The 22,569-nt window shown below is 38.4% G+C and carries 27 protein-coding genes and 1 pseudogene; 10 read left to right on the top strand and 18 right to left on the bottom strand.

Going from position 1 to position 22,569, the window contains the following annotated elements; translation table 11 throughout:
- The first annotated feature begins 26 nt into the window (after nt 1–26).
- The 4 genes from CA265_09375 to CA265_09360 all read left to right on the top strand — a co-directional run bounded on the left by CA265_09375 (nt 27) and on the right by CA265_09360 (nt 4,177).
- The gene (locus CA265_09375; protein ARS39847.1) at nt 27–1,418 is read left to right on the top strand and encodes a hypothetical protein; all 1,392 of its coding nucleotides are present in this window, start codon (nt 27–29) and stop codon (nt 1,416–1,418) included.
- Between the two features lie 174 nt (nt 1,419–1,592).
- Nucleotides 1,593–1,976: a hypothetical protein gene (locus CA265_09370; GenBank protein ID ARS39846.1), complete on the top strand. Its 384-nt coding sequence runs from the start codon at nt 1,593–1,595 to the stop codon at nt 1,974–1,976.
- A 240-nt stretch (nt 1,977–2,216) separates the two neighbouring features.
- Nucleotides 2,217–3,467 (top strand): hypothetical protein, encoded by a 1,251-nt coding sequence (locus CA265_09365; GenBank protein ID ARS39845.1) that lies wholly within the window; start codon nt 2,217–2,219, stop codon nt 3,465–3,467.
- Nucleotides 3,468–3,475: 8 nt separating this feature from the next.
- Entirely contained in the window at nt 3,476–4,177 is a 702-nt protein-coding gene (locus CA265_09360) for an endonuclease V (protein ID ARS39844.1), read from the top strand.
- A 107-nt stretch (nt 4,178–4,284) separates the two neighbouring features.
- Here the strand turns inward: CA265_09360 and CA265_09355 are convergent, their stop codons facing one another.
- The 4 genes and pseudogenes from CA265_09355 to CA265_09340 all read right to left on the bottom strand — a co-directional run bounded on the left by CA265_09355 (nt 4,285) and on the right by CA265_09340 (nt 7,291).
- Nucleotides 4,285–5,178 (bottom strand): coproporphyrinogen III oxidase, encoded by an 894-nt coding sequence (locus tag CA265_09355; protein ARS39843.1) that lies wholly within the window; start codon nt 5,176–5,178, stop codon nt 4,285–4,287.
- Between the two features lie 119 nt (nt 5,179–5,297).
- The gene (locus CA265_09350; protein ID ARS39842.1) at nt 5,298–6,530 is read right to left on the bottom strand and encodes an MFS transporter; all 1,233 of its coding nucleotides are present in this window, start codon (nt 6,528–6,530) and stop codon (nt 5,298–5,300) included.
- 102 nt (nt 6,531–6,632) lie between these two features.
- Nucleotides 6,633–6,854: a coproporphyrinogen III oxidase gene (locus CA265_09345; GenBank protein ID ARS39841.1), complete on the bottom strand. Its 222-nt coding sequence runs from the start codon at nt 6,852–6,854 to the stop codon at nt 6,633–6,635.
- A gap of 128 nt (nt 6,855–6,982) precedes the next feature.
- Nucleotides 6,983–7,291 (bottom strand): annotated as a pseudogene (locus CA265_09340) (phosphoribosylpyrophosphate synthetase).
- An 80-nt stretch (nt 7,292–7,371) separates the two neighbouring features.
- Here CA265_09340 and CA265_09335 point away from each other — a divergent pair.
- The 4 genes from CA265_09335 (at nt 7,372) to CA265_09320 (ending at nt 10,211) form a co-directional block, all read left to right on the top strand.
- Nucleotides 7,372–7,857 (top strand): DUF4442 domain-containing protein, encoded by a 486-nt coding sequence (locus CA265_09335; protein ARS39840.1) that lies wholly within the window; start codon nt 7,372–7,374, stop codon nt 7,855–7,857.
- A gap of 10 nt (nt 7,858–7,867) precedes the next feature.
- Nucleotides 7,868–8,497, top strand: a complete 630-nt coding sequence (locus tag CA265_09330) for an AAA family ATPase (protein ID ARS39839.1) — start codon at nt 7,868–7,870, stop codon at nt 8,495–8,497.
- Nucleotides 8,498–8,665: 168 nt separating this feature from the next.
- Nucleotides 8,666–10,027 (top strand): MATE family efflux transporter, encoded by a 1,362-nt coding sequence (locus CA265_09325; protein ARS39838.1) that lies wholly within the window; start codon nt 8,666–8,668, stop codon nt 10,025–10,027.
- A complete protein-coding gene (locus CA265_09320) occupies nt 10,017–10,211 on the top strand; it encodes a hypothetical protein (GenBank protein ID ARS39837.1) in 195 nt (64 codons plus the stop codon). The genes CA265_09325 and CA265_09320 overlap by 11 nt, the downstream gene beginning before the upstream one ends.
- Before the next feature lie 48 nt (nt 10,212–10,259).
- Here CA265_09320 and CA265_09315 read toward each other — a convergent pair whose 3' ends face one another.
- From CA265_09315 to CA265_09280, 8 genes are all read right to left on the bottom strand, one after another.
- Nucleotides 10,260–10,994 (bottom strand): hypothetical protein, encoded by a 735-nt coding sequence (locus CA265_09315; protein ARS39836.1) that lies wholly within the window; start codon nt 10,992–10,994, stop codon nt 10,260–10,262.
- A 38-nt stretch (nt 10,995–11,032) separates the two neighbouring features.
- Nucleotides 11,033–11,716, bottom strand: coding sequence for a pseudouridylate synthase (locus CA265_09310; GenBank protein ID ARS39835.1), 684 nt, complete (start codon nt 11,714–11,716; stop codon nt 11,033–11,035).
- Between the two features lie 41 nt (nt 11,717–11,757).
- Nucleotides 11,758–12,660, bottom strand: coding sequence for a histone deacetylase (locus CA265_09305; GenBank protein ID ARS39834.1), 903 nt, complete (start codon nt 12,658–12,660; stop codon nt 11,758–11,760).
- Nucleotides 12,660–13,520, bottom strand: coding sequence for a hypothetical protein (locus tag CA265_09300; protein ARS39833.1), 861 nt, complete (start codon nt 13,518–13,520; stop codon nt 12,660–12,662). The genes CA265_09305 and CA265_09300 overlap by 1 nt, the downstream gene beginning before the upstream one ends.
- A 37-nt stretch (nt 13,521–13,557) precedes the next feature.
- Nucleotides 13,558–14,847: a kynureninase gene (locus tag CA265_09295; protein ARS39832.1), complete on the bottom strand. Its 1,290-nt coding sequence runs from the start codon at nt 14,845–14,847 to the stop codon at nt 13,558–13,560.
- A gap of 65 nt (nt 14,848–14,912) precedes the next feature.
- Nucleotides 14,913–15,401, bottom strand: coding sequence for a pyridoxamine 5'-phosphate oxidase (locus CA265_09290; GenBank protein ID ARS39831.1), 489 nt, complete (start codon nt 15,399–15,401; stop codon nt 14,913–14,915).
- A gap of 54 nt (nt 15,402–15,455) precedes the next feature.
- Nucleotides 15,456–16,061 carry a 3-methyladenine DNA glycosylase gene (locus tag CA265_09285; GenBank protein ARS39830.1) on the bottom strand — a complete coding sequence of 202 codons (606 nt, stop codon included), beginning with the start codon at nt 16,059–16,061 and terminating at the stop codon, nt 15,456–15,458.
- A 13-nt stretch (nt 16,062–16,074) separates the two neighbouring features.
- Nucleotides 16,075–16,554 carry a diguanylate cyclase gene (locus CA265_09280; protein ID ARS39829.1) on the bottom strand — a complete coding sequence of 160 codons (480 nt, stop codon included), beginning with the start codon at nt 16,552–16,554 and terminating at the stop codon, nt 16,075–16,077.
- Nucleotides 16,555–16,685: 131 nt separating this feature from the next.
- Here CA265_09280 and CA265_09275 point away from each other — a divergent pair, with 131 nt between their 5' ends.
- Nucleotides 16,686–17,375 carry a DUF3291 domain-containing protein gene (locus CA265_09275; GenBank protein ID ARS39828.1) on the top strand — a complete coding sequence of 230 codons (690 nt, stop codon included), beginning with the start codon at nt 16,686–16,688 and terminating at the stop codon, nt 17,373–17,375.
- Between the two features lie 16 nt (nt 17,376–17,391).
- Entirely contained in the window at nt 17,392–17,643 is a 252-nt protein-coding gene (locus CA265_09270) for a hypothetical protein (protein ID ARS39827.1), read from the top strand.
- A gap of 779 nt (nt 17,644–18,422) precedes the next feature.
- On the opposite strand, the gene CA265_09265 is transcribed toward CA265_09270, so the two are convergent.
- The 6 genes from CA265_09265 to CA265_09240 all read right to left on the bottom strand — a co-directional run bounded on the left by CA265_09265 (nt 18,423) and on the right by CA265_09240 (nt 22,551).
- Nucleotides 18,423–18,668 (bottom strand): hypothetical protein, encoded by a 246-nt coding sequence (locus tag CA265_09265; protein ID ARS42941.1) that lies wholly within the window; start codon nt 18,666–18,668, stop codon nt 18,423–18,425.
- Nucleotides 18,669–18,856: 188 nt separating this feature from the next.
- A complete protein-coding gene (locus CA265_09260) occupies nt 18,857–19,351 on the bottom strand; it encodes a hypothetical protein (protein ID ARS39826.1) in 495 nt (164 codons plus the stop codon).
- 129 nt (nt 19,352–19,480) lie between these two features.
- Nucleotides 19,481–20,206 (bottom strand): ATP-binding protein, encoded by a 726-nt coding sequence (locus tag CA265_09255; GenBank protein ID ARS39825.1) that lies wholly within the window; start codon nt 20,204–20,206, stop codon nt 19,481–19,483.
- The gene (locus tag CA265_09250; GenBank protein ID ARS39824.1) at nt 20,196–20,882 is read right to left on the bottom strand and encodes an NAD-dependent protein deacylase; all 687 of its coding nucleotides are present in this window, start codon (nt 20,880–20,882) and stop codon (nt 20,196–20,198) included. The genes CA265_09255 and CA265_09250 overlap by 11 nt, the downstream gene beginning before the upstream one ends.
- Before the next feature lie 8 nt (nt 20,883–20,890).
- Entirely contained in the window at nt 20,891–21,832 is a 942-nt protein-coding gene (locus CA265_09245; protein ID ARS39823.1) for an ABC transporter substrate-binding protein, read from the bottom strand.
- A 131-nt stretch (nt 21,833–21,963) separates the two neighbouring features.
- The gene (locus CA265_09240; protein ID ARS39822.1) at nt 21,964–22,551 is read right to left on the bottom strand and encodes a hypothetical protein; all 588 of its coding nucleotides are present in this window, start codon (nt 22,549–22,551) and stop codon (nt 21,964–21,966) included.
- Nucleotides 22,552–22,569 lie beyond the last annotated feature (18 nt).

Raw genomic sequence — 22,569 nt, 5'->3', positions numbered from 1 at the left:
GATACTTTTAACCAACTCTCTAATGTATGATTGATACGATTATACTTCGTATCCATGGATACGAAAAATACAAACACATTGTAAAAGATGTTCAAAATAATTTAATGGATCATGATAATTATGTTAAAAAATTTATTCACGAAGGCCTTGAGAATACTAGTAAGACTAGTGTATTGTTTGGTGATACTGGTCGCGTTCTCGATGTTCAGTTGCGCGCTAATATTAACGTTCCCTCCTCTCACTATTCTATACTCATTACACCGAATCCGTCAAGAGATTTTATCGAGATAAATTTTAGTATTCCCAAGTTTGAGCATTCCACAAATGTTTTACAATTTGTTGATCAGAACAATTTGACACCATCTCATTGCTTTGATAAGATGACTGCAACTTTAGATCGTTTTTTTAATTATTACTTTGCTTATCCTCCTGATTGGTTGGATGTAGAGGTAAACCGTATAGATTTATGTTATAATCAATTTTTCTTATCTAAAGCTGATGCTTTGCGTTACCTGGACGAACAGCGAACCTTGAATGTTCAACATGCAAGAACAGATACTAATCGTTTTCAGTCCTATGGAACAACTACTGTTCAATATCTTACGGATAATTACATGTTTAAGATTTATCACAAGGGAACTGAGTTTAGGAAAAACGATATGAATAAGCTTCTTAAGAACAATCCTAAGGATATCGATGTTCATGATTTAGCTGAAAAAGCTGATCGAATATTAAGATATGAGATAACCTGCCGTAAAGGCTTGTTAAATTATATTTTTAAACAAAAGGTAAAGGATGATGAAAACACGGTATTTAACCATCATTTTGGATTGATCTCCAAACTCAAAAATAAGCGTTCTAATACTTTTGTTGGTGCAACCAAGAATCCTGTATATGTTAATTCGACACAAAAAGCGGAATTGTTTATTCATAAAACAATTGAAAATAAGTCTTTTAGTTTTCACTTAAACAGCCCTTGGGAAAACCTTTATTCTAAGCCTATTGATCTGTTGGAGTGCTTTAATCTTTGTTTTAACAGAGAACTTTTTGTTGAGTTGCATGCTTTCTTTTGGAAACGTGTTCAGCGCTATCAGTTGGGTGTTAAAATGGGAATTAAAGAGATACACGATAAGATTATGCAACAGCATGAGGATAACAAGGTTAAAAAGAAGTTTTTTGAAGTTAAAGAAAAGGACAGTCGTATAGGTCAAATGTTGCTTTTGGCTACACTAAGCCAATACACAGATATAAGCGATTTAAAGGGCATTATACCTAAAGCTACCTATTACCGTTACGAAAAGAAGTTAAAAGAACTTGGGATACCTAGACACAGCCCTGATATTGCTGTAGTTCCACCTCCGTTGGATTTTGATATGTATTTCTTTTATTTTGGTAAGTATCATCAAACTTTTAATTAGGAAATTTAAACCTTAAATGCTTTTTTTAAAATCGGGCGAAGCCGATAAGCCATTTTTGTGTGGGGGCTTTTTTGCTCATTGATGGGGGAGGGTTCAAATATTTGACACTCAAATTTTTAGCCCCTACCCCTATGTTTCAGGAATTTTATTATTTTCACAGAAAAAATACACATTATGAAAAAGATCTTTTTTACTCTCTCGCTTATATTAGCGGTCTTTATTTTAAAAGCACAGGATTTTAACCACGTCCTTGTTAGCGTTCAGCAGGTTAATAATAAGCCTGCTGTTATCTATGTTAATTATGGTGATTCTTTTTATCTTACTTTTAGAGATGGGAAACGCCAAATTGATTATAAATTGAATTATTTAGGTTCTCATCACAATATGGGTATAACTTCAATGGCTTATACGGCGATACTTCCATCTAATGTTGAAGTAAAGGGTTTGAAAATATTCATTGAGCAAGAGACCGGAACAAATAATAAGGTTGGAGACCCTCAACTAATATTTGAAACTGATGGAGAACGGCAAAAGCCACTTATATTAAAAGCATTATGACTCTTTAAACCTGCCCCAGAGCAGGTTTTTTTTTGGGCAAATATTTAATTGTCATTTATTTGTCATGAAAAATAAAACAATTTGGAAAAGTCTCATTATTGAGTACTTTTGATCATTCTTCGTCTCGTCCTAGAGACATTTGCCAGTTATCTTACTATTAATTATAAGACATATTATAATTAACGTTTTCCTTTGTTTATAGGGTTATTTGTATATTTAATTGTTGTTTATTCTAAAATAATGCTTTCTGCTATGAAAAACTTCATGCTAAAGGAGAACTCCTTAAGAAATTGGAATTATTTTAAATTCGTGTGTGTTTTTATAATTTCACTTTTTTCCGTTGAAACAAAAGCTCAAAAATCAGAACCCATTAAATCTTACCAGGGTGAAATGGTTACGATGCATTCTGATGTTTTAAATGAAGACCGAAAGATATTAATATACACACCAAATGATCCTGAATCTCCGGAGAAAAGATATCCTGTAATTTACGTTTTGGATGCTGATAATCATTTCAGTCAAATGGTAGAATATTCAAAATATCTCAGCCGGCAAGATGTGAATGTTATTCCGCCATTAATTGTTGTGGGGATCACAAATACAGACCGAAACCGCGATCTCACGCCATCTAACAGCACTTTGGATTATTTTGGAAAATCAGATACCAGCGCCAAATCTCCATACAAAAATAGCGGAGGAAACGAACGTTTTTTTCAGTTCATTCAGCAGGAGCTCCTGCCCTATGTTAATTCTAATTATAAAACCCAACCTTATCGCATTCTTGCAGGACACTCGTTTGGAGCGCTTACAACCACTAATTGTCTGATTAATCATCCGGACATGTTTAATGCCTATATTGCAGCAAGTCCATCTTTTTGGTGGGATCAGAAATTTTTATTGAAACTCGCCGATAAAAAGCTAAAAACAGGCTCAACTTTATCGAAAACATTCTTTTTTAGTGATGGAAATGAAGGGCCTCAACCTAAATCCCCTTTTCATGCCGATGTTTTAAAGTTTGATTCGCTGCTTAAAAAGCGCAATATGAAAGGTTTAGATTTTGAATACAGAAGCTATCCGCTAGAGAGCCACATGACAGTTACCGTTAAATCGTATTATGATGGACTTAGGTTTATTTATCGCCAATGGGTACTTCCGCCAGTAAGCGACGAAAAGATGAATTCAGAGGTTATAATGAACCACTATAAAAAATTATCGCAAAGCTTTGGCTATCCGATCTTGCCCGACGAATCATTTTTCAACGGATGGGCGCAGTGGCTGATCAAGAATCCGGCAACCTTAAACAATGCTATTAAGATACTGGAAATGAATACAGTTAATTATCCATCTTCTTCAAAAGCATTCATGGCACTAGGTGCAGGATATTTGATGAAGGGAGAAAAACAAAATGCCATTGCTGCGTACAAAAAGGCCAGTCAATTGAATCCCACTTCAAGTGAAATTAAATTACGCTTGAACGAGTTACAGAAATAAGATATCCCATGTACGACCATTATAGCTTTGAAGATGCAGCGGCTTATCAAATTGAGCTTGCCAGGCAACTAAGATTTAAGCCACTTACTAAAATTGAAACCATTGCCGGTGCAGATATTTCTTTTAATAAAAACAGCACAACCATGTACGCTGGAATTGTAATTTTAACTTATCCAGAAATGGTTTTAAAATCATTCGCATTAGAAACTTACGAAACCAGTTTTCCATATAAAGCAGGGTTCTTAGGCTTTAAAGAAGTTCCGGCATTATTAAAAGTTTGGGAATTGATTGTCGACAAACCCGATGTTGTGGTACTTGATGGTAATGGAATTTTACATCCACGCCGCATGGGTGTGGCTTCGCATTTTGGAATATTAGCCAATCAAAGCACAATTGGCTGTGCTAAAAGTCTTTTGCATGGAAAAAATCATCAGCCAGAAAATACCAGATACAGCACCGCAGAAATTAAAAATAACTCTGGTGAAATGCTTGGCTTCGCGCTGAGAACAAAAATCAACTGCGAATCTGTTTACGTTTCGGCCGGACATTTAATTACGCAAGACCAAAGTCTGGAGATAATTAAAAAATCTATTGGAAATTACCGTATTCCTGAGCCTACACGTCTAGCCCACAATATTGTAAACGATTTCAGGACGGGTAAACTAAAAGCCGGCTTTCACAAAGTATCGGCGCCGTTAACTTTGTTTTAACTCCTCAAAAATTACCGTCATTTCGAGCGAAGTGCTCAAGGAAACTAAATCTGTCTCAATATAGATCTCTCCATGGCACTGCGTTCCAGTCGAGATGACGAAAATTACTAAATCCAGTTAATTCCTTTTTTAAGCTGCTGTACGGTTTTATACTCGTCAGAATCAATTTCTGGCTGTACATTATAACCCCAGTTTGCCTGTGGCGGTAAACTCATTAAAATAGACTCGATACGGCCATTGGTTTCCAGGCCAAATTTTGTTCCGGAATCGTAAACTAAATTAAACTCTACATAACGGCTACGGCGCTGGTATTGCCATTGTTTGTGCGCTTCGGTAAAGGCTTTATCGCGGTTACGGTCGATCAATTCAGTATAAATTGGCAAAAATGTTTCGCCAATATTAATGGAGAAATCTAAAATTTGTTCCCATGATAAATTGGTGTTTTCAGGCTTTAACCGATCGTAAAAAATACCGCCAATACCACGGGTTTCTTCACGGTGTTTAATAAAGAAATAATCATCGGCATGTGTTTTGAATTTTGGATAAAATTCAGCGCTGAAATCATCACAAGCCTGTTTTAGCTTATGGTGAAAAAAACGGGCATCGTTTTCGAATACATAATGCGGCGTTAAATCAATACCACCGCCAAACCAACGTGTTTCTTCGTTTAGTTCAAAGTAGCGGATATTCATATGGATAATCGGAACCAAAGGATGATTTGGGTGAATCACAATTGAAACGCCGGTGGCAAAAAAATCATCTTCACTTACATTAAAGGCTTTTTTTACCGCTTCTGGCAATTTACCGTGCACCGCAGAGAAATTTACACCACCTTTTTCGATAATTGCACCATTTTGCATAATCCGGGTACGTCCGCCTCCCCCACCGTTTCGTTCCCAAAGCTCCTCTTCAAATTTTCCTTTGCCATCGGCAATTTCCAATCCCCTGCAAATTTCATCCTGTATTTGCTTATACCGTGCTGCTACTTCTTCTTTAAACATGATGACATTTTCTATTTCCATACAAATTTAAAGCTATTCAGGTAGCTATATTGATTTATGTTTAGATAGTACATTTTATTGACATTGGTTTTAGTCCTGAGTCTGAAGTCAAGAGTTTGTTAATCTTCCAGATAATCCAAATCTTTGTTAAAACTTTCTTTTAACTGGCTCAAACCAAACATGGCAATCAGGGTTAAGATTCCCATTACTAAATAACCGGCTGTAATTAATCCGTATTTATGGGTTAAAAATTCGAATAAGAATGTAATCGGGATTAATGCGCCTCGAACAAAATTAGGTGCGGTTGTCGTTACGGTAGCCCTGATGTTGGTGCCAAATTGTTCTGAGGCTATGGTAACAAAGGTAGCCCAGTAACCTACAGAGAAGCCCATAAACAAACAGATCCAAATAAAATTGCTACTGGTTAAACCGAAACTGGTTAAATAAACCACCACACTCGCCACAGAAAGCAAGTGAAAAATAAAAACTGTTTTTTTTCTCGATTTTAATACCTGAGAGAGTAAACCGGTAACTACATCGCCTATGGCAATTCCAAAATAAGTAAACATAATTCCGGTACCTGCTTTTAGGGGTTCGGTTGCGCCTAAAGCCTTCCCAAATTCGGGTGCTAAGGTAACCAGGATCCCCACCACAAACCATAATGGAATACCGATTAAAATGCAATAGAGGTATTTCGAAAAACGTTTCCAGTTGTTAAACAGCATAAAAATATTTCCTTTTGATACTTCGGTTTGGTTAGCCGCATGTTTAAACATGCCCGATTCGAATGTGCCTACACGCAATAAAAGCAGAACCAAGCCCATACCACCACCAACAAAGTAAGAGGTTTGCCAGGTAAATTCGGCTGCTACTGTTGCGGCAACCGCTGCACCCAATAAGCCTACAGCACCAACAATCATGGTTCCATAACCTCGCTTTTCTTTATCCATGGTTTCTGCAACCAAAGTAATCCCTGCACCAAGCTCTCCCGCTAAACCTATACCGGCAATAAACCTGATGATGGCATAACTGTTAACCGAGGTAACAAAACCATTGGCAATATTGGCCAGTGAATATAAAAGGATCGAACCAAAAAGAACTTTTATCCTTCCAAGTTTATCGCCGAGTACGCCCCATAAAATTCCACCTAAAAGTAAACCGAACATTTGAGAATTGATGATCAGGAAACCATCAGACTGCATGTCGGCCTGCGAAACACCGATTTCAGTTAAACTTTGAACACGAACAACAGAGAATAGAACAAGATCGTAAATGTCGACGAAATAGCCCAGGGCAGCTACAATGACTAAGAAAATTACATTACGGTTGTGTGCTTTTGCTTGAAGATCCATTTAATTATTTGGTTTAAACGCTGAAAGTACGCAATAACACAAAATATTTAAAATAGATTTTAAAATAAAAGCCACTCTAAAACAAGAGTGGCTTTTACTTTCCTACATTGGAGGATTTTTTTTCGTCGTATCAGGTGGCATTTTAGTAGTGTCAGGCACTTTTTTCGATGTCGTATCTGGTGCCGTTTTAGTCGTATCCAGTACTTTTGTAGAATCCGTCGCAGTACTGTCTGAAGAACCAGCCATATTTTTGGACGAATTGCATGCTGAAGTGGCTATCATAAGAGAACCCGCAAAAGCAAGACTTAAGATTATTTTTTTCATAGTTATTATTGTTATCTATCAACCTAACAACCTAATAATCATTTGGTTTTATTTTTTTTTACATTATAGTTGTTGTTTTGTGTGTATGGTGCTGATTATTAAATGGTTGTAAATGAGAAATAAAACGCTTATCCGTGGTGAATTTTTAATTTATTGAGTAAATCCGGCGATACATTTTCGGCATATACGCCATAACCATCTACCAATACACCTTTTAAATTTCCAATATTTGATGAAATGGCGTAAACAACCGAGCTATCGGCCAGATCGGTCATGCCTTCAAAACATTATATTTCTTCAATTTCAAATTCTTCAGGCATTAGAAACAGATCGGCTGATTTACTAGCTAAACCATCGGCAGTTAAATTGAAATCTAAATGATAGCCCCGGCTATCTAAATCACTTAAAGCGGCGGTAATGGTATCATAAACATGCATAGTTCTAAATTACGGAAATATTACTAAAACAAGCGCTGCAAAACTTTAAAAGGTGATAAAACTTTCTGATATTAGTGAGTATGATTATTTCTCAAAATACCCTTAAATGGGTGATGCGTTTTTATCCACCCCTGTTTTTTCAACGCATTTGGGTTCAGAGATTTGAAAATGAATTTAAAAGCTGTACGGTTAAGCTGAGCAAGAGTTTTCTGAATAAAAATTATAACGGCTCTATTTTTGGTGGTACTATTTATGCAGCAACCGATCCATTTTATGCCTTGTTGTTTGATCAGTTGATGCAGCGCCGCGGCTTTAAAGTGAGGGTGTGGTTAAAGAGTGCCTCGATACAATATTTAAAACCCGGTCGTTCTACATTATATTTTACCATAACCGTTACTGATGAGATGTTGAGCGAAGCAGAACATGCATTAAAAACCGTTGGCAAGTTTGTAAAAGCCTACCCGATGGAAATTACCAATAAACATGGCGAACTGTGTGCAACAGTAATGAATGAAGTATATATCCGAAACCTGCATCAGGGCGAAACGCCTAGAGTTGCTTATTAATTTTTAGATTATGCCGAGTATTAAGAGTTTAATTTTGCAGGGTGAGGGCGTAATGCTCGATTTTAAGAAAACCATTACCAGTACCGAGAAAATTGCCAAGAGCCTGGTTGCTTTTGCCAATAACAAAGGCGGTAAGCTATTAATTGGTGTGGCCGATGATGGATCTATCAAAGGCGTAAAATCGGAAGAAGAAGAAAAATATATGATTTTAACTTCGGCCCATCAGTGCTGCAAACCTGCCATTGAACCTTATTTTGAGGAAATTTACGTAGATGATAAATTGGTTTTGGTCGTTAATATTCCTGAAAGCGATACTAAGCCGCATTATGCGCTTGATGATCAAAAAAAATGGTGGGCTTATATCCGCATTGATGATAAAAGCGTTTTAGCGAGCCGGATTATTCTTGAAGTACTTAAACAGGAATATAAAAATGATGGCGTGCTGATTTCTTACTCTGAGAACGAGAAAAAACTGCTCGAATACCTGGAGCAACATGAAAAGATTACCTTGAAAGAGTTTAGCAAACTGTTGCGAAGCTCATATCGCAAGGCACAGAAAGTACTGGTGAATTTAATTCTAACCAATGTTATCAAATCGCACACTTCTGAAAAAGAAGAGTACTTTACGGCGGTGAAATAAAACACTGTCCTGTCTCATTCGTCATCCTGAACTTGTTTCAGGATCTATTTTACCTATGTAGCTTCTACTTCATTACAGGTCAGCATGACGGTTACCTTTGTAAAACCGAACATTAACTTTTCTACATCATTATTTTTTGAGGTTTAAAAATCCGACCTTTGTAAACCTATGTTTTCTAAAATTTATACCAAATATAAACCCTATTACAAAGAAAATCTTCATTTGGCATTGCCAATTGTTGGTTCCCAGGTTGGTCATACTTTGGTACACATGGCCGATAGTATTATTGTGGGCCATTTTACTGATACCATTCAATTGGCTGCTGTTTCGTTAGTGAACAGCATATTTATGCTTATTCTGGTTATTGGATTGGGTATCTCTTACGGTTTAACACCACTTATTGCACAAGAAAACGGTCGCCAGCATTATGATGAATGCGGAAAGCTCTTATCAAACAGTTTGATTATTAATATCTGTGTCGGCATATTTTTATATGTACTGGTTCAGTTGGGGATATTTTTTGTGATCGATCACCTGGAGCAAACGCCCGAGGTAGTACGTTACGCAAAACCTTATTTAAACCTGTTATCGGTGTCGATCATCCCCTTACTGATTTTCCAGACGTTTAAACAGTTTGCTGAAGGTTTAGGATTTACCAAACAGGCCATGTTTGTTTCCATTTGGGGTAATGCCATTAATATTATTTTAGGAATCATTTTCGTGAAAGGAATGTTCGGCATTAAATCGATGGGTGTTAGTGGTGTGGGTTTAAGTACATTAATCGACAGGATTTTAATGGCAACAGTGATGTGTTTTTATGTATTGCGATCTCAGCACTTTAAAAAATACCTGATCAGTTTTAAGGCAACTTTTTTTGATAAAATAAGGGCCATTAAGATTGCTAAAATTGGAATGCCGGTAGCGATGCAATATTCTTTCGAAATCAGTGCTTTTAGCGGTGCAGCCGTACTGATTGGTACCATTGGCGCGGTAGAACAAGCTGCGCATCAAATTGCGATTAGTTTGGCCGCCATGACCTATATGATTGCGAGTGGTGTAGCTTCGGCAGCTACCATTAAAACAGGAAATAACTTTGGCAAGAATAATTTCGACGATTTACGTAAATCTGCCATAGCCAGCTATCATGTAATTTTGTTGTTTATGTCTGTTACCGCAGTGATTTTTGTGTTGGCCAATAACGTGATGCCCTTTATTTATACGGAAGATGCTGCTGTTATTCCCATTGCCGCCCAATTGTTGATCATCGCTGGCTTTTTTCAGCTCTTTGATGGTACTCAGGTAGTGGGTTTAGGTGTGCTGCGTGGTATTGGTGACGTAAATATTCCGACATTTATTACCTTTCTGGCCTATTGGGTAGTGGGTATTCCCATTGGTTATGTGTTGGGTTTTCACTTCGGCTTGGGGGTTAACGGAATCTGGTATGGATTAACCTTAGGATTGTTAACAGCCTCTATCCTATTGTTTTTAAGGTTTCAGAATAAAACGAGGGCGCTGAAGGTTGATCTTTAAGTTGATTAATACTAATGACAAAGGATTTTTAAGAGACGATAATCCTCGGGGGATCGTCATTCTCAACTGGATTGGGAATCTTAGATTGCTCATCGAAGATAATCGTAATGCCATGAGCTTTAAGATTCCCGCCTGCGGGGAAAGACGACCGTTCTTTGCAATTTGTGAACAGGTGGCCTGTTGAAAGACCAATACTTACCTTTTCTCTATTGTATTCGCAATCGGAGATTGCTTATTTACCTCCAACATTAACCACAACACCAATGGTAAAGATAGAATTGCCTGCAGACATGTATTTGCGGCTCTTTAAGCCGATATTACTGCTTGTGGTATATTGGAGTTGAAAAGTTTTACTGAGTGCCATACGTGTAAAGAATACAGGCTCAAAGAAAATGTTGTCTTCTTTAGGCTGAACAACACCGTTTAAAAAGAACCTGTCCATCTTAATATGGCTAATCCTTAATGCCGTACCATAGTTAATTGGGAAATCGGTTCCGAATAAACGCAGGTTGTTTTTCTTTTTCGAACTGTAATTCACCTGTAAGAATGTTTTCCGGTAATCCACCTCCTGCAATTCGGAGCTGACAAGGATATCGTTTTTATAATCGCGGAAAGTGATATCACTCCAGCCTTTTCCTACGCCTGCATAAACTTCAATAATCCGGTTGTTGTCCGGACCAAAGGTATCAAAATACCCTCCGCCAATTTCAATAAGCTTGTGTCCGAAATCTTTACTTTTTCTTTCGCTATTCATTCTCGATCCGCTAAAAAGTACACCAATATGATCAGAAACGGCATAAGCGCCATTAACACTGGCATTGCCTTTTAAAGAAATGTGCGCGCCACCACTAAATTCACCCTGCTTACTTAACATGGGCGTATTTGGAACGTTTGGCATATAAACAGAAGAACAACTGGCTGCGAAAAGCGCTAAAAATGGGAGTGTAAAACGTAAGTATTTAATCATAGATGCTATATAAACAGATTTTAAGGTCAAAAATTGTGCTAGCGTTCCATTTTCATGAAATCCATCACTCTTTTAAACTCATCGTGTAAGTCCGCTTTTAAGTGGATTCTTTCTTTTGTGATGGGATGGGAAAATTCCAGTTCAGAAGCGTGAAGCAGCATGGTGGTCATATTCCATTGTTCTTTAAAGAATTTGTTCTGTTTGTTACAGCCATGTGTCCTATCGCCAATAATGGGATGTAAAATATGGCTAAAGTGCCTTCTTAACTGATGCATCCTCCCGGTTTTAGGTGTAGCCTCTACCAATGAATAACGTGAGGTTGGATGTTTACCAAAAGCTACGGCTACTTCTGCCCTTTGAAGGGTTCTAAACGAAGTGAAAGCATCCTGCATCGTTCCGTTTTCTTTAGCTAAGGGATAATCAATATCCATAGTGTCAGGTGTGAAACCACGAAGAATGGCCAGGTATTTTTTGTTGGTTTCGGTATTCATAAATTGCTGATGCATAGCAATTTCTGATGTTTTATCAAAAGCGAATAGTAAGATTCCGCTTGTCTTCCGATCCAGCCTGTGTACCGGGTTCACGTGCTTGCCAACCTGGTCTCTTAGTAATTGAAGTGCGAACTCAGTTGCATCTCTTGCAATTGAAGATTGATGAACCAATAACCCATGGGGTTTGTTAATTGCAATTAGGTTTTCGTCCTGATAAATAATCTCCAACATATTGCCGCGAAGATAAGGATATTATGTTTTTGTGCGTGGGCTTATTCAAATAAATCAAAAGCGAGGCGGAAGGTGTTGCAGTGTGCCTCTACAATATCTCTGATATCGGTGGAATAGCCGCCACCCATACTCACTTGCACCGGTAGGTTTTTATCTTTACAGGCCTGCAGTACTATGCTGTCGCGTTCTTTACACGCTGACTTGCTTAACGCCAGTTTGCCCAGCTTATCAGTAGAAAGCACATCTACTCCTGATAGATAAAATACAAAATCAGGCTTAGCCCTTTCGAATGCCCTTTTTAAATTCAGGTTTAGGGCTGACAGGTATTCTTCATCCTGAACGCCGTCATCTAAAGGAACATCCAGACTTGAAATTTCTTTTCTGAATGGAAAATTTTTATCACCATGCATCGAAAAAGTAAACACCCTGGGCTCCTGTTGAAAGATTTCTGCCGTTCCGTTGCCCTGGTGTACATCTAAATCGATAATTAAGATTCGTTTAGCTAAGTTTTTATTTAACAGGTAATTAGCGGAAACAGCCTGATCGTTTAATAAACAGAAACCTTCGCCCCAATTGCTACCCGCATGGTGTGTGCCTCCCGCAACATTAAAGGCAATTCCGTTACTTATTGCAAAATGGGCAGCATCAATTGTGCCTTGGGTAATCCTCAACTCCCGTTCTAAAAGTTGCGCGTTTAAGGGAAAACCTATCCGTCTTTGGTCTTTCGCTGAAAGTGTCAAATCCCTAAGCTGTTCCCAATATGTTTTTTCGTGCGTTAAGAGAATAATATCTTCTGAAACCGGCCCCGGACTAAACAAGTTCTGCTGCGCTATCGTTCCTTCATGCAGAAGCTGTTCAGGTATCAACTCATATTTAAGCATTGGAAAACGGTGCCCCTCAGGTAAAGGGTGTGCGTACAGGGGGTGCCAGGCAATTTTAATCATTAGCCTAATATCTCCTCCACATGTTTTTCGATGTTTGTGCAAATCTGATCTACCGGAAGGTCATTTGCATCTTCCCCAAATGGGTTCTCTATTTCTTCAGCTATTAGCTCCAAACTCGCTAATACATAGAGTATAAAGGGAACAATCGGAATTACAAAATAGCCCAGACTGAACACCCATCCGAATGGTAAAGTAATCACATAGATGAAGATAAACTTCTTAATAAAAGCACTGTACGAATATGGAATCGGTGTATTTTTGATGCGCTCGCAAGCACCGCAGATATCGGTGAATTGATTAAAATCACCTGAAAGTACAATGAATTGTTCCTGCGAGATCGCGCCCTTTTCGAGTAATTCGTATAGCCTGTTAATTAAGCTTCCTGCGATCTGATTTGGAATGTGTTTACCTTCTTCAACCTCTATCAAAACACTGTTTTTTCCAAAATACATTCTTTCGCGTAAATGTTCTTTTAAGGCAAAAGCATATTTTGGAATGCCATACTCGAAAAAGCGAAGGTCTTCTTCTGTCAATTTAAGTGCTTTGATCTTCATCGCCAGGTTGCGGCTCACATTGGTTAACGAGCCCAGTAACTTTCTGCCTTCCCACCACCTGTCGTATGCAGTGTTGGTTCTGAAAACCAATAACATTGATAATACAAAGCCCAACAGACTATGCATCATGCCGATGTTGGTGACGTAGCTGCTTTTAGAAAGTTGAAAAAAATTGAGCTCTGCAAATGCAACCAGACCAGAAAATACAGCTACGCCAAGCATTAAAGGCCAAAGCTTTCTGAAAGTGTCGCTTTTGTGGATATGAAAAATGAAGGTACTCCAGTCTTTAGGGTTGTAATTGATCATTTTCTTGATTTTTTATCTGATGAGCCTTTGTTCTTTGTTATCGTAAAACTTCTTTACTTACTTTTAAAAGTGCCTGACCGGCTAAATAAACATCTTCGAAAGAATTGTAAAGCGGGACGGCGCTTAAGCGGATTACATCAGGTTCGCGCCAATCACCAAGTACGTGGTTAGCCATTAAACCGTCGAAAATTTGTTTGCCATTACGTTCCGCAATGATGGATAGTTGTGCCCCTCTATCTTTAGCCACCTTAGGGGTGATGATTTTATATTGTAATACGCCTAATTCTTTATTTATTTCATTTATAATATATTCCAGATAAGCAGTTAAAGTAATACTTTTATTTCTTAATGGTTCGATAAAGCCTGCCTGTTCGAAAATCTGAAGCGATGCATGGTATAAAGCCATAGGCATTACCTGCGTACAACTTACCTGCCAGCCGTCAGCGCCAGTCTCTGGAATAAAGCCCTTTTCCATTTTAAAACGTTTGTGCTCCTGGTAGCCCCACCATCCTGCAAAGCGATTTAATCCGGTATTGTTAAAATGTTTTTCATGGACAAAAATCCCGCTTATTCCTCCCGGACCTGAGTTTTGGTATTTGTATGAGCACCAGCAGGCAAAATCTACATCCCAATCGTGAAGTTTTACCGGGACATTACCGGCAGCATGTGCCAGATCCCAGCCCACAATTGCCCCAATTTCGTGCCCTGCCTTTGTAATAGTTTCCATATCGTACCATTGGCCGGTGTAATAATTGATTCCGCCAAATAATACAAGTGCAATTTCATCTGCGTTTTCTTTGATCTGAGCTATAATATCTGCTGTGTGTAGTATTTCTTCTCCCTCTTTTGGGAAAACCTCTATAATCGCTTCTTTTGGGTCAAATCCATGAAATCTTACCTGGCTTTCTATTGCGTATTGGTCAGATGGGAACGCACCACCTTCCATAATGATTTTGAAGCGCTTGCCTTTGGGCTGATAGAAACTCACCATTAACAAATGGAGGTTTACGGTTAGGGTATTCATTGGGCACACCTCTGATGGTAGTGCGCCTACAATCGGGGCCATTAACTTTTTAAGTGCTTTATGGTAGAATATCCAGGGTTCATTTCCATCAAACCAGCCCTCTACAGCATAGTTGGCCCAGTTATTAAGCTGGTTTTTTAAAACTTCACCAGCTACTTTAGGTTGAAGTCCTAATGAATTGCCACACAGGTAAATAAGATCTTTTCCATTGTGGTTTGGGAATAAGAACTGCGACCTGAAATCACGAAGCTGATCAGTTTCGTCTTGTGTTTGTGCGAATAATAAGTTGTTTTCAAAATTCATTGCCTCAATATTACAAAAAAAGCAGGTATTGTTCCCAAACCTGCTTTTCAATTTGTGCAATGAAATTAAAATTTTATGGTATCGTGTTTACCTAAATCGGGTGTATCACCGGTTACCACTGCTTTTAATATGCTGAATAGTACGACTATTTTAGAGGCTGAAGCATCCCAGTATTCAGCTTCTTCTGGCGTAACTTTAATCAGGATTAATCTTGGGTCTTCTATTCCATCCGGAAACCATGCCTTAATGAATGGAGAAAAATAAGCTTCTTTACGCACTTTGTCATCTACCAGTTCGGCTTTGCCTTTTACAGTAAGATAGGTGTTTTTAGAAGGGTCACTATAGGCTAACAGGACATTGTTCTCTTTAGAAATTTCTTTTGATTTAGGTGAATATTCATTGGTGTAAAACCATAAACTCCCGTCATCTTCAATTTTTGCGGTACCCATCGGTCTGCTTCCGAATTCGTCTCCTGACGAAAATGTGGTAAACATACAGGTACGTACGCTTTCTGCCATTTCTTTAAGGATGGCTATGTTTTTCTCGTTTTTCATCTTTTCAATTGTTTATAAAGAAAAACAGGAAGTACGCGAAAAGGTTTACGTTAATTAAACCTTATTTGGTTTACTGACATATTTATTGCCTTTTACGAAGAACCGCCAGGGTAACAACGCATGTTCTTTGGCATATGCGATGCCTACGCGCGGTGTAGCGGCGATATCTTCATCTTTATATTGAATGGAGTGATCTTCAATCCAGATCTCATCTCCGGTGAGGTTTTTGGCATTAAAAGTTTTGTCTATCCCCAATGCTTTTGCTGCAGAGCCCGGACCAGCTGAAATGGCGCCTTTAGAGTGGGACATATTTCTTCTTTGTTCAATAATATCGATACCTACTAAAGGCTGGATACCCCTAATTAAAACCGCATGAGGATCGTTTTCTTTCGAACTGACAATGTTGAAGAGGTTATGCATGCCGTAACAGAGGTATACGTAAGCAATGCCTCCGCTACCGTACATGGTTTCTGTTCGATTGGTTCTGCGGCCGCCATAGGCATGCGAAGCTTTATCTTTTATGCCGAAATAAGCTTCGGTTTCGACGATGATGCCTGCAGTGATTTCATTATCAATTTTAGTGTACAGTATCTTGCCTAACAGGTCTTTAGCTAAGCTAACTACATCTTCATTCTGGTAGTATTCTTCTTTTAACTTCAATATTTTATCTTAACTATCTGTTTAATAAAATTGATATAACTTGCTCTAAATAAGTTTTATCTGTTTCATCAAATTTATTTAAAACCTCGCTGTCTACATCTAAAACTCCTATCACTTCACCTTTAACAATTAAGGGTAAAACAATTTCTGATCTGGATGCTGATGCACAAGCAATGTGGCCGGGGAATTCTTCCACGTCGGGAACAATAATGGTTTCTGCTTGTTGCCAGGATGCGCCACACACCCCTTTTCCTTTTTTTATCCGCGTACAGGCTACCGGACCTTGAAATGGACCTAACACCAATTCGTTGTCTTTCACCAGGTAAAAACCTACCCAGAACCAGTTAAATTGTTCTTTAAGTGCTGCTGCAACATTTGCAAGGTTTGCAATGAAATCTGTTTCTCCGTGAAGTAACGCATCAATTTGTGGGATGATGGATTGATATTGTTCTTCTTTTGATGTATTTCTGGTGATGGTTAAATCTTCTGCCATTTTGAGTGTTTCTATAATCAAAGTTAATTATGATTTATGAGATGTAGGCTAAAGGTGGTTTTTAATGACGAAAATTTGAATGATAACCTATTCTTAAAATCCTTAGTTTTGGCATCATTAATCGTGAGTTTATGATCGTAGCCTTAACCATTACCAGATTCCGTGGCCTTACTATACCTTTTGCCTTTATGGGCATGGCGATTTTAAGGTTGCCGTTATGGTTAAATAAAAGGTGTAGGTTTTGGAAGTTAATGGGCAGCGGAAAAAATGCTCAGGTAGATTTAGCGCCTGATTACAGGCACTGGGCAGTACTGACTACTTGGGATAACCGGAATGATTGTGATCATTTTTATCGTGATTCTTTTGTAGTGAGGTGGTTTAGTTTCTTTGGTATTGAAAGTTTTACGATCTTACTAAGCCCTTTATCTAGTCATGGTTTATGGTCAGCAGTACAGCCATTTAAATTTGAAAAAGTAAACAATAGTCATGCTGGGAAAATTGCGGTGATCACCCGGGCGGCGATTAAATTAAACAGGTTAAAAGAATTTAGACAGAATATTAAAAGGGCAGCTGAAGCCATGCGTATTGCACCGGGATTTATCTTGTCAGCAGGCATTGGCGAAAATCCATTTTTCGACCAGGCCACCTTTTCGATCTGGACGGATGCGGATAGTATGAAAAACTATGCGTACAAATCTGTTGATCATGCTGATGTGATTAAGCTCACCAGGGAGCGCGAATGGTATAAAGAAGAACTGTTTGCCCGCTTCTCAATTGTAGATAGCTGGGGTACGCTTAACGGTGTAGCTGTTGAATTGTAAATAAAAATATAAATAAATGAGAGTAGTAGCAGAACTTCCACATCCGGAATGTAAGATTACCATTTTTTCGATGAACCAGAAATACATCGTAAAGTTTGAGCAGGGTACCTTTGAGCAAAGTTATAAACTTGCAGAACTTGACCTGAGTGGAGGTGGTGTTAATGATGTGTTCGAAATTATCGATGAAGAATTTATTCAAACCGTTGTCGCGCGGTTTAAGCTCATGCGTTCTGATTTTACTACTGCATATAACAGGCATCAATATTAGTTATGTTGTTGGTGTAACTGATTGATTATTAGTGTTTTTTGTTGTGTTTCGAAATTATATTCTGAATTTAAGGGCGTTTTGGCATTAAATTGAGATGCTGAATATGACTTTTTGTTTAAGTATGTGGTTTTAACTAATTGATATATTGATTTTTAAATATCTTTACAAAATATAATTCTTAGTACTTATTTTGCCAAATAAATGGGAAGTTTGGTGGTTTTATCAGGAAAGTTAATCTTAATTACTTTGGAGATCTAGCCAAGGTTTTATGTTAAACGTCTTTACCATATAAGAGATTTAAGAAAATATAAGGCTATTGAGTTTATATGAATCTCCGACGTCTGGCTTAAAATTATCGCATGCTTATCAGCTTTCTTGAAAGATCCTGAAACATGTTCAGGATGACTAATCGAAGAGTGTTTCGCTTGTCTGCTACTGCTGCCTTGAATTGGCAAGACTGGGCTGCAAAATTGATTAAGCAATCACGGGTTCGGTAGCTTAAAATTATTGCATGCTTATCAGCTTGTTTGAAAGATCCTGAAACAAGGTCAGGATGACGCGAATCGAGGAGTGTTTCGTTTGCCTGCTACTGCTGCCTTGAATTGGCAAGACTGGGCTGCAAAATTGATTAAGCAATCACGGGTTCGGTAGCTTAAAATTATTGCATGCTTATCAGCTTGTTTGAAAGATCCTGAAACAAGTTCAGGATGACGGAGTCGAGAAGTGTTTCGTTTGCCTGCTACTGCTGCCCTGAGTTGGCGAAACAGCTTCAAAATTGATTAAGCAATCACTGTATCGTGTACTACTACCCTGTACCAGTTCTTAGAGAATTTTTCTACGGCATCTAAATGCACTTGATCTTCCTGATAAGCATTATGGTCTGCGATGTTGGCAAAAGTAATGGTAAGCGAATAAGTAAAAGAATTATCGGTTACAGGGCGGACAGGTGTATTAGCCGCTAAGCCGTAACTTAATGTTTTGATATATTTTATGGGTTTTAAACTTTCGAAAGAAATTGGCGAAATCTGCGATTTCGGTTTTGGTTAGTTGAGGTTTTAACCAGAACATAACGAAGTGTTGGATCTGTCCTTTATCTGCAGCCGTATTAATTTCTGTCATCGCTTCTTTTTTTTGTTAAATATATAAATCATTTTATAGGGCACAAAAAAAGTCCCGATGTAAATCGGGACTTCCTATTATTTTATAAGGATTTTTAGTTTTTAGGTTGCACACGGCCAGATTTTCTATCTTCGCCTCTACCAATTAAATAACCGCCACCAGCGCCAACTAGGCCACCAATGATCGCACCTCTACCTTTTTTCTTATCAATTAAAGCACCACCAACGGCTCCTGCTGCACCACCAATAACTGCGCCTTTAGCTGCATCGCTCCAACCTTTTTTCTTAGCTGTTGGTTGTGTGCCACCGTAAGCACTGCTAGAACCACCGCCAGAACTTGCATAAGATCTGGATGAACCTGATCTCCTAGCTGCGGCTAATTCTGCCTGGTGTTTAGCTTCTTTTTCCTGCTCTGCTTTGGCTACTTCGGCTTTTTTAAAGCTATCTAACCTTAAACTATCTTTAACGGCTTTAATGGCCAGTTGTTTTTCAGCCTGTTGTTGTTTTAATGCAGCTTCTTCTTTTGCCTTATTGTTACAAGCAAATAAAACTGAAGAACTTAATGCGATTACTACCAATATCTTTTTCATAACTCTTAATTTTAATATGATACTTGTTTAGTTACCTAACCTCGCTAAACAGGTTTCAAATGGATGTGTGATTTAGTTAATTATAACTACTAAAGAAAAAATGATGCCAAAATGTTTTAAATAGAAAAATTATTCTAACAAATCCATATACCAGAAGCCCGAAAGTGCTGTGGTTGAACATGGTGAATCATCATCTGTGCTGGTTTTGCCTGGGGCATTATAAGTTCTGAATACCTTCTCTCCGGTGGTGAAGGTGATTTTATCCTTGAAAATTGGGCCTTCAAATGCGAAAGTATGAAACTCTCCGTTTTCTCCGCAAGGATCAATATCTGCAGGTAACTGATCAATTAAATCATGACTGATTACTTTTCCACAGAAATTTTCGAGATTTTGCTGCGTGCAAACAATGATGGTTTTATAGTTCAGGTTTAAAAATTCACCAATCAAATCTTTCGTGTTTTTTTTCCAGAGCGGAAAAAGAGCCTTAAGCCCAATTTCGGCCAATTTGTTCTCCCGATAGCTACGTAAGTCTTCTAAAAAAATATCACCGAAAATAGAATGCGTAATGCCCTCCTCTTTAAACTTAGAAAGATGATGCTTCATGGTACGGTCGTAGGTTTCCATATCCGGCATTTCGCCCAAACGGATCTGATACAGCGGAATCCCAATACTTTCGGCTTGTTTAATGAGTAAAGCTTCCCTAACACCATGCATCGAAACACGATTGTATTTTTCAGTGACTGTCGTAATCAGGTAACGGATTTCGATTGTAGGGTCTTGTAAAACATAATGTAAAGCCAATGTACTGTCTTTACCACCACTCCAGTTAAAAATGCAAATCTTTTTATCTGGCATTGGCTAAGATATCTTTTAAAGTGGCAACACCTTCTACCGCGTTTTTCTCAATGTTGATCACGTTTTTATAACGTTTTACATCAGGTGTTTTTGGATCGATAATGTATTTGTCAACAAAGGAAGGAACAAAATCAATTAAACCTGCTGCCGGGTAAACGGCTAATGAAGTTCCGATGAGTACGAACAAATCGGCCTGTTTGCAGAGTTTAGCGGCTACTTCAATCATGGGTACTGCCTCGCCAAACCACACTACATGCGGACGAAGTTGGGAACCCAGCGCGCAAAGCTCGCCCATTTTAATCTCCGACCCTGCAATGGGATAGGTTAATTCCGGTTTTCTATCAGATTGAGATTTGGTAATTACACCATGAAGGTGTGTCACTTTGGTTGAGCCTGCCCTTTCGTGCAAATCATCAATGTTTTGGGTAATAATCTCAACGTCGAAGTCTTTTTCCAATTCGGCCAGTAACTGGTGGGCCAGATTGGGTTTTGCAGCTAAAACCTGTCTTCTCCTTTCGTTATAAAATTCCTGTACCAATTCGGGATTTCTCTCCCAGGCTTCGGGGGTAGCCACATCGTAAACATTATAGCCCTCCCATAATCCATCAGAATCCCTAAATGTTTTTAACCCACTTTCGGCACTGATCCCTGCTCCTGTTAAAACGACTAATTTCATAGATATGGTTACACAGATTTAAATGATTTCACAGACTGGCTGTGGTTGATGAATTTTTTGGCTATATTTTCGTCTGCCTTAAATATCTCCGGGTGGAACATACAGGCTAAGGCCTGGATACCTTCAACCAGGGTACCTACACTCGGTTGGGTAAACATATCAAAATCGGCAATGTAAACCTGGTTGTTTTTTACGGCCTCCAGATCTTTCCAACCTGGTTTTGAGGTTAACAGCTCCATTTCTTCCATACTCCTGTTCATATCAAAACCACATGGTGCAATAACCAGTACCTCTGGATTATATTTCAGGATTTTATCCCATTGGGTTACGATAGAGTCGCCTCCGGGATTAGACAACATATCTACACCACCAGCTGCCGCAATCTGAAAAGGAATCCAATGCCCGCAGTTGTAGATCGGTTCGATCCACTCCATCAGCATGATCCTTTTTAGTGGTGCACGGTTTGCCCTAAGCTGATCTAAAATGTGATCTGTTTTCTTTTGCAGGCCTGCGAGGTAATTTAAAGCCACTTCTTCCTTCCCTAAAGCCCTGGCAATGGTAATGGCACATTCGAAAACATCCTGTAAGTTATTTGGCGATAAGGGAACCAGTGTTGGCTGTTTGCTAAGCTTCATTACCGCTGTTTCGGTACAAACGGTATCGATATTGCAAACTTCGCATATATCCTGCGTGAAAACCACATCAGGTGCGATGCTTTCCAGCAGTGCATCATCTACCCAATACAAACTTTTGCCCTGTGCTTTTGATGCTGAAAAGATCCGGTCGATTTCGATGCTCGAATAGTTTTTGCCTTCTAATATGCAACGTACCACTTTGGGTTGATCTGCCGCCTCTTTAGGACATTCGAATGTTACACCATGCAGGTATTCCTGCAGGCCCATATCGTAAATCATTTTTGTAGCGGCAGGTAAAAAGGAAACAACTTTCATTGGATGTAAGATGTAATAGGTAAAATGTAATGATGTTCTAAGTTAAAAAAAATCCTCTTTTGAATCGAATCAAAAGAGGATTTCTATACTGCATTTCATTTGTTTGGTGCAACACCAACCAATTAAAATTTCTACAACTCTTGTGTTTGCAGTTTTAATACCGGGTATTTTGCTTTTAAAATTTCGAATGCTCCGAAAAGTAAAGCGCCGTAAATCACTGTTCCTTCTAAAAATCTGATCTCGAATGGAATGGCTTTAATTAAGCAATCTATAAAACCACTAAAGTTTTGCGTATAAAGTGGGTTTCCGTACCATGAACCGATATCACTTACAATCCAGTGGATAAATACAATTACAATTGTAGACAGGAATAAGTTGGCAATATTTACCTTTTTTAATAAGAAACGACCGGCTAAAACCATTAGTGCAATTGCAAGGTATGTCCAAAGTTCTTGAACCAAGAGCATATCTACATACTTTCTATAGATGGTTGTATAAAGTACCAAATCGCTTAAAAATAAACTCAATAGCGGAAAAGCAAATGCTTTAAGGTGATCTTTAAAATATGCACCTCCAAATAAAGCTACCGCTCCGATTGATGAGAAATTGGCAAACTTTAATTCATCTGAGTTGAATGTTACCAGCAAACGGAAAGCCGTTATTGCCAATATTATTGACAACAAAATTAAAGTGCGTGGATTAAATTTTAAATGAGACATGCTATTTCTGGTTAATAT

This window comes from Sphingobacteriaceae bacterium GW460-11-11-14-LB5 (assembly GCA_002151545.1).
Taxonomy (GTDB): domain Bacteria; phylum Bacteroidota; class Bacteroidia; order Sphingobacteriales; family Sphingobacteriaceae; genus Pedobacter.
The sequence above is the reverse complement of the archived record's forward strand: the minus strand, read 5'-3'. Positions and strand labels throughout refer to the sequence as shown.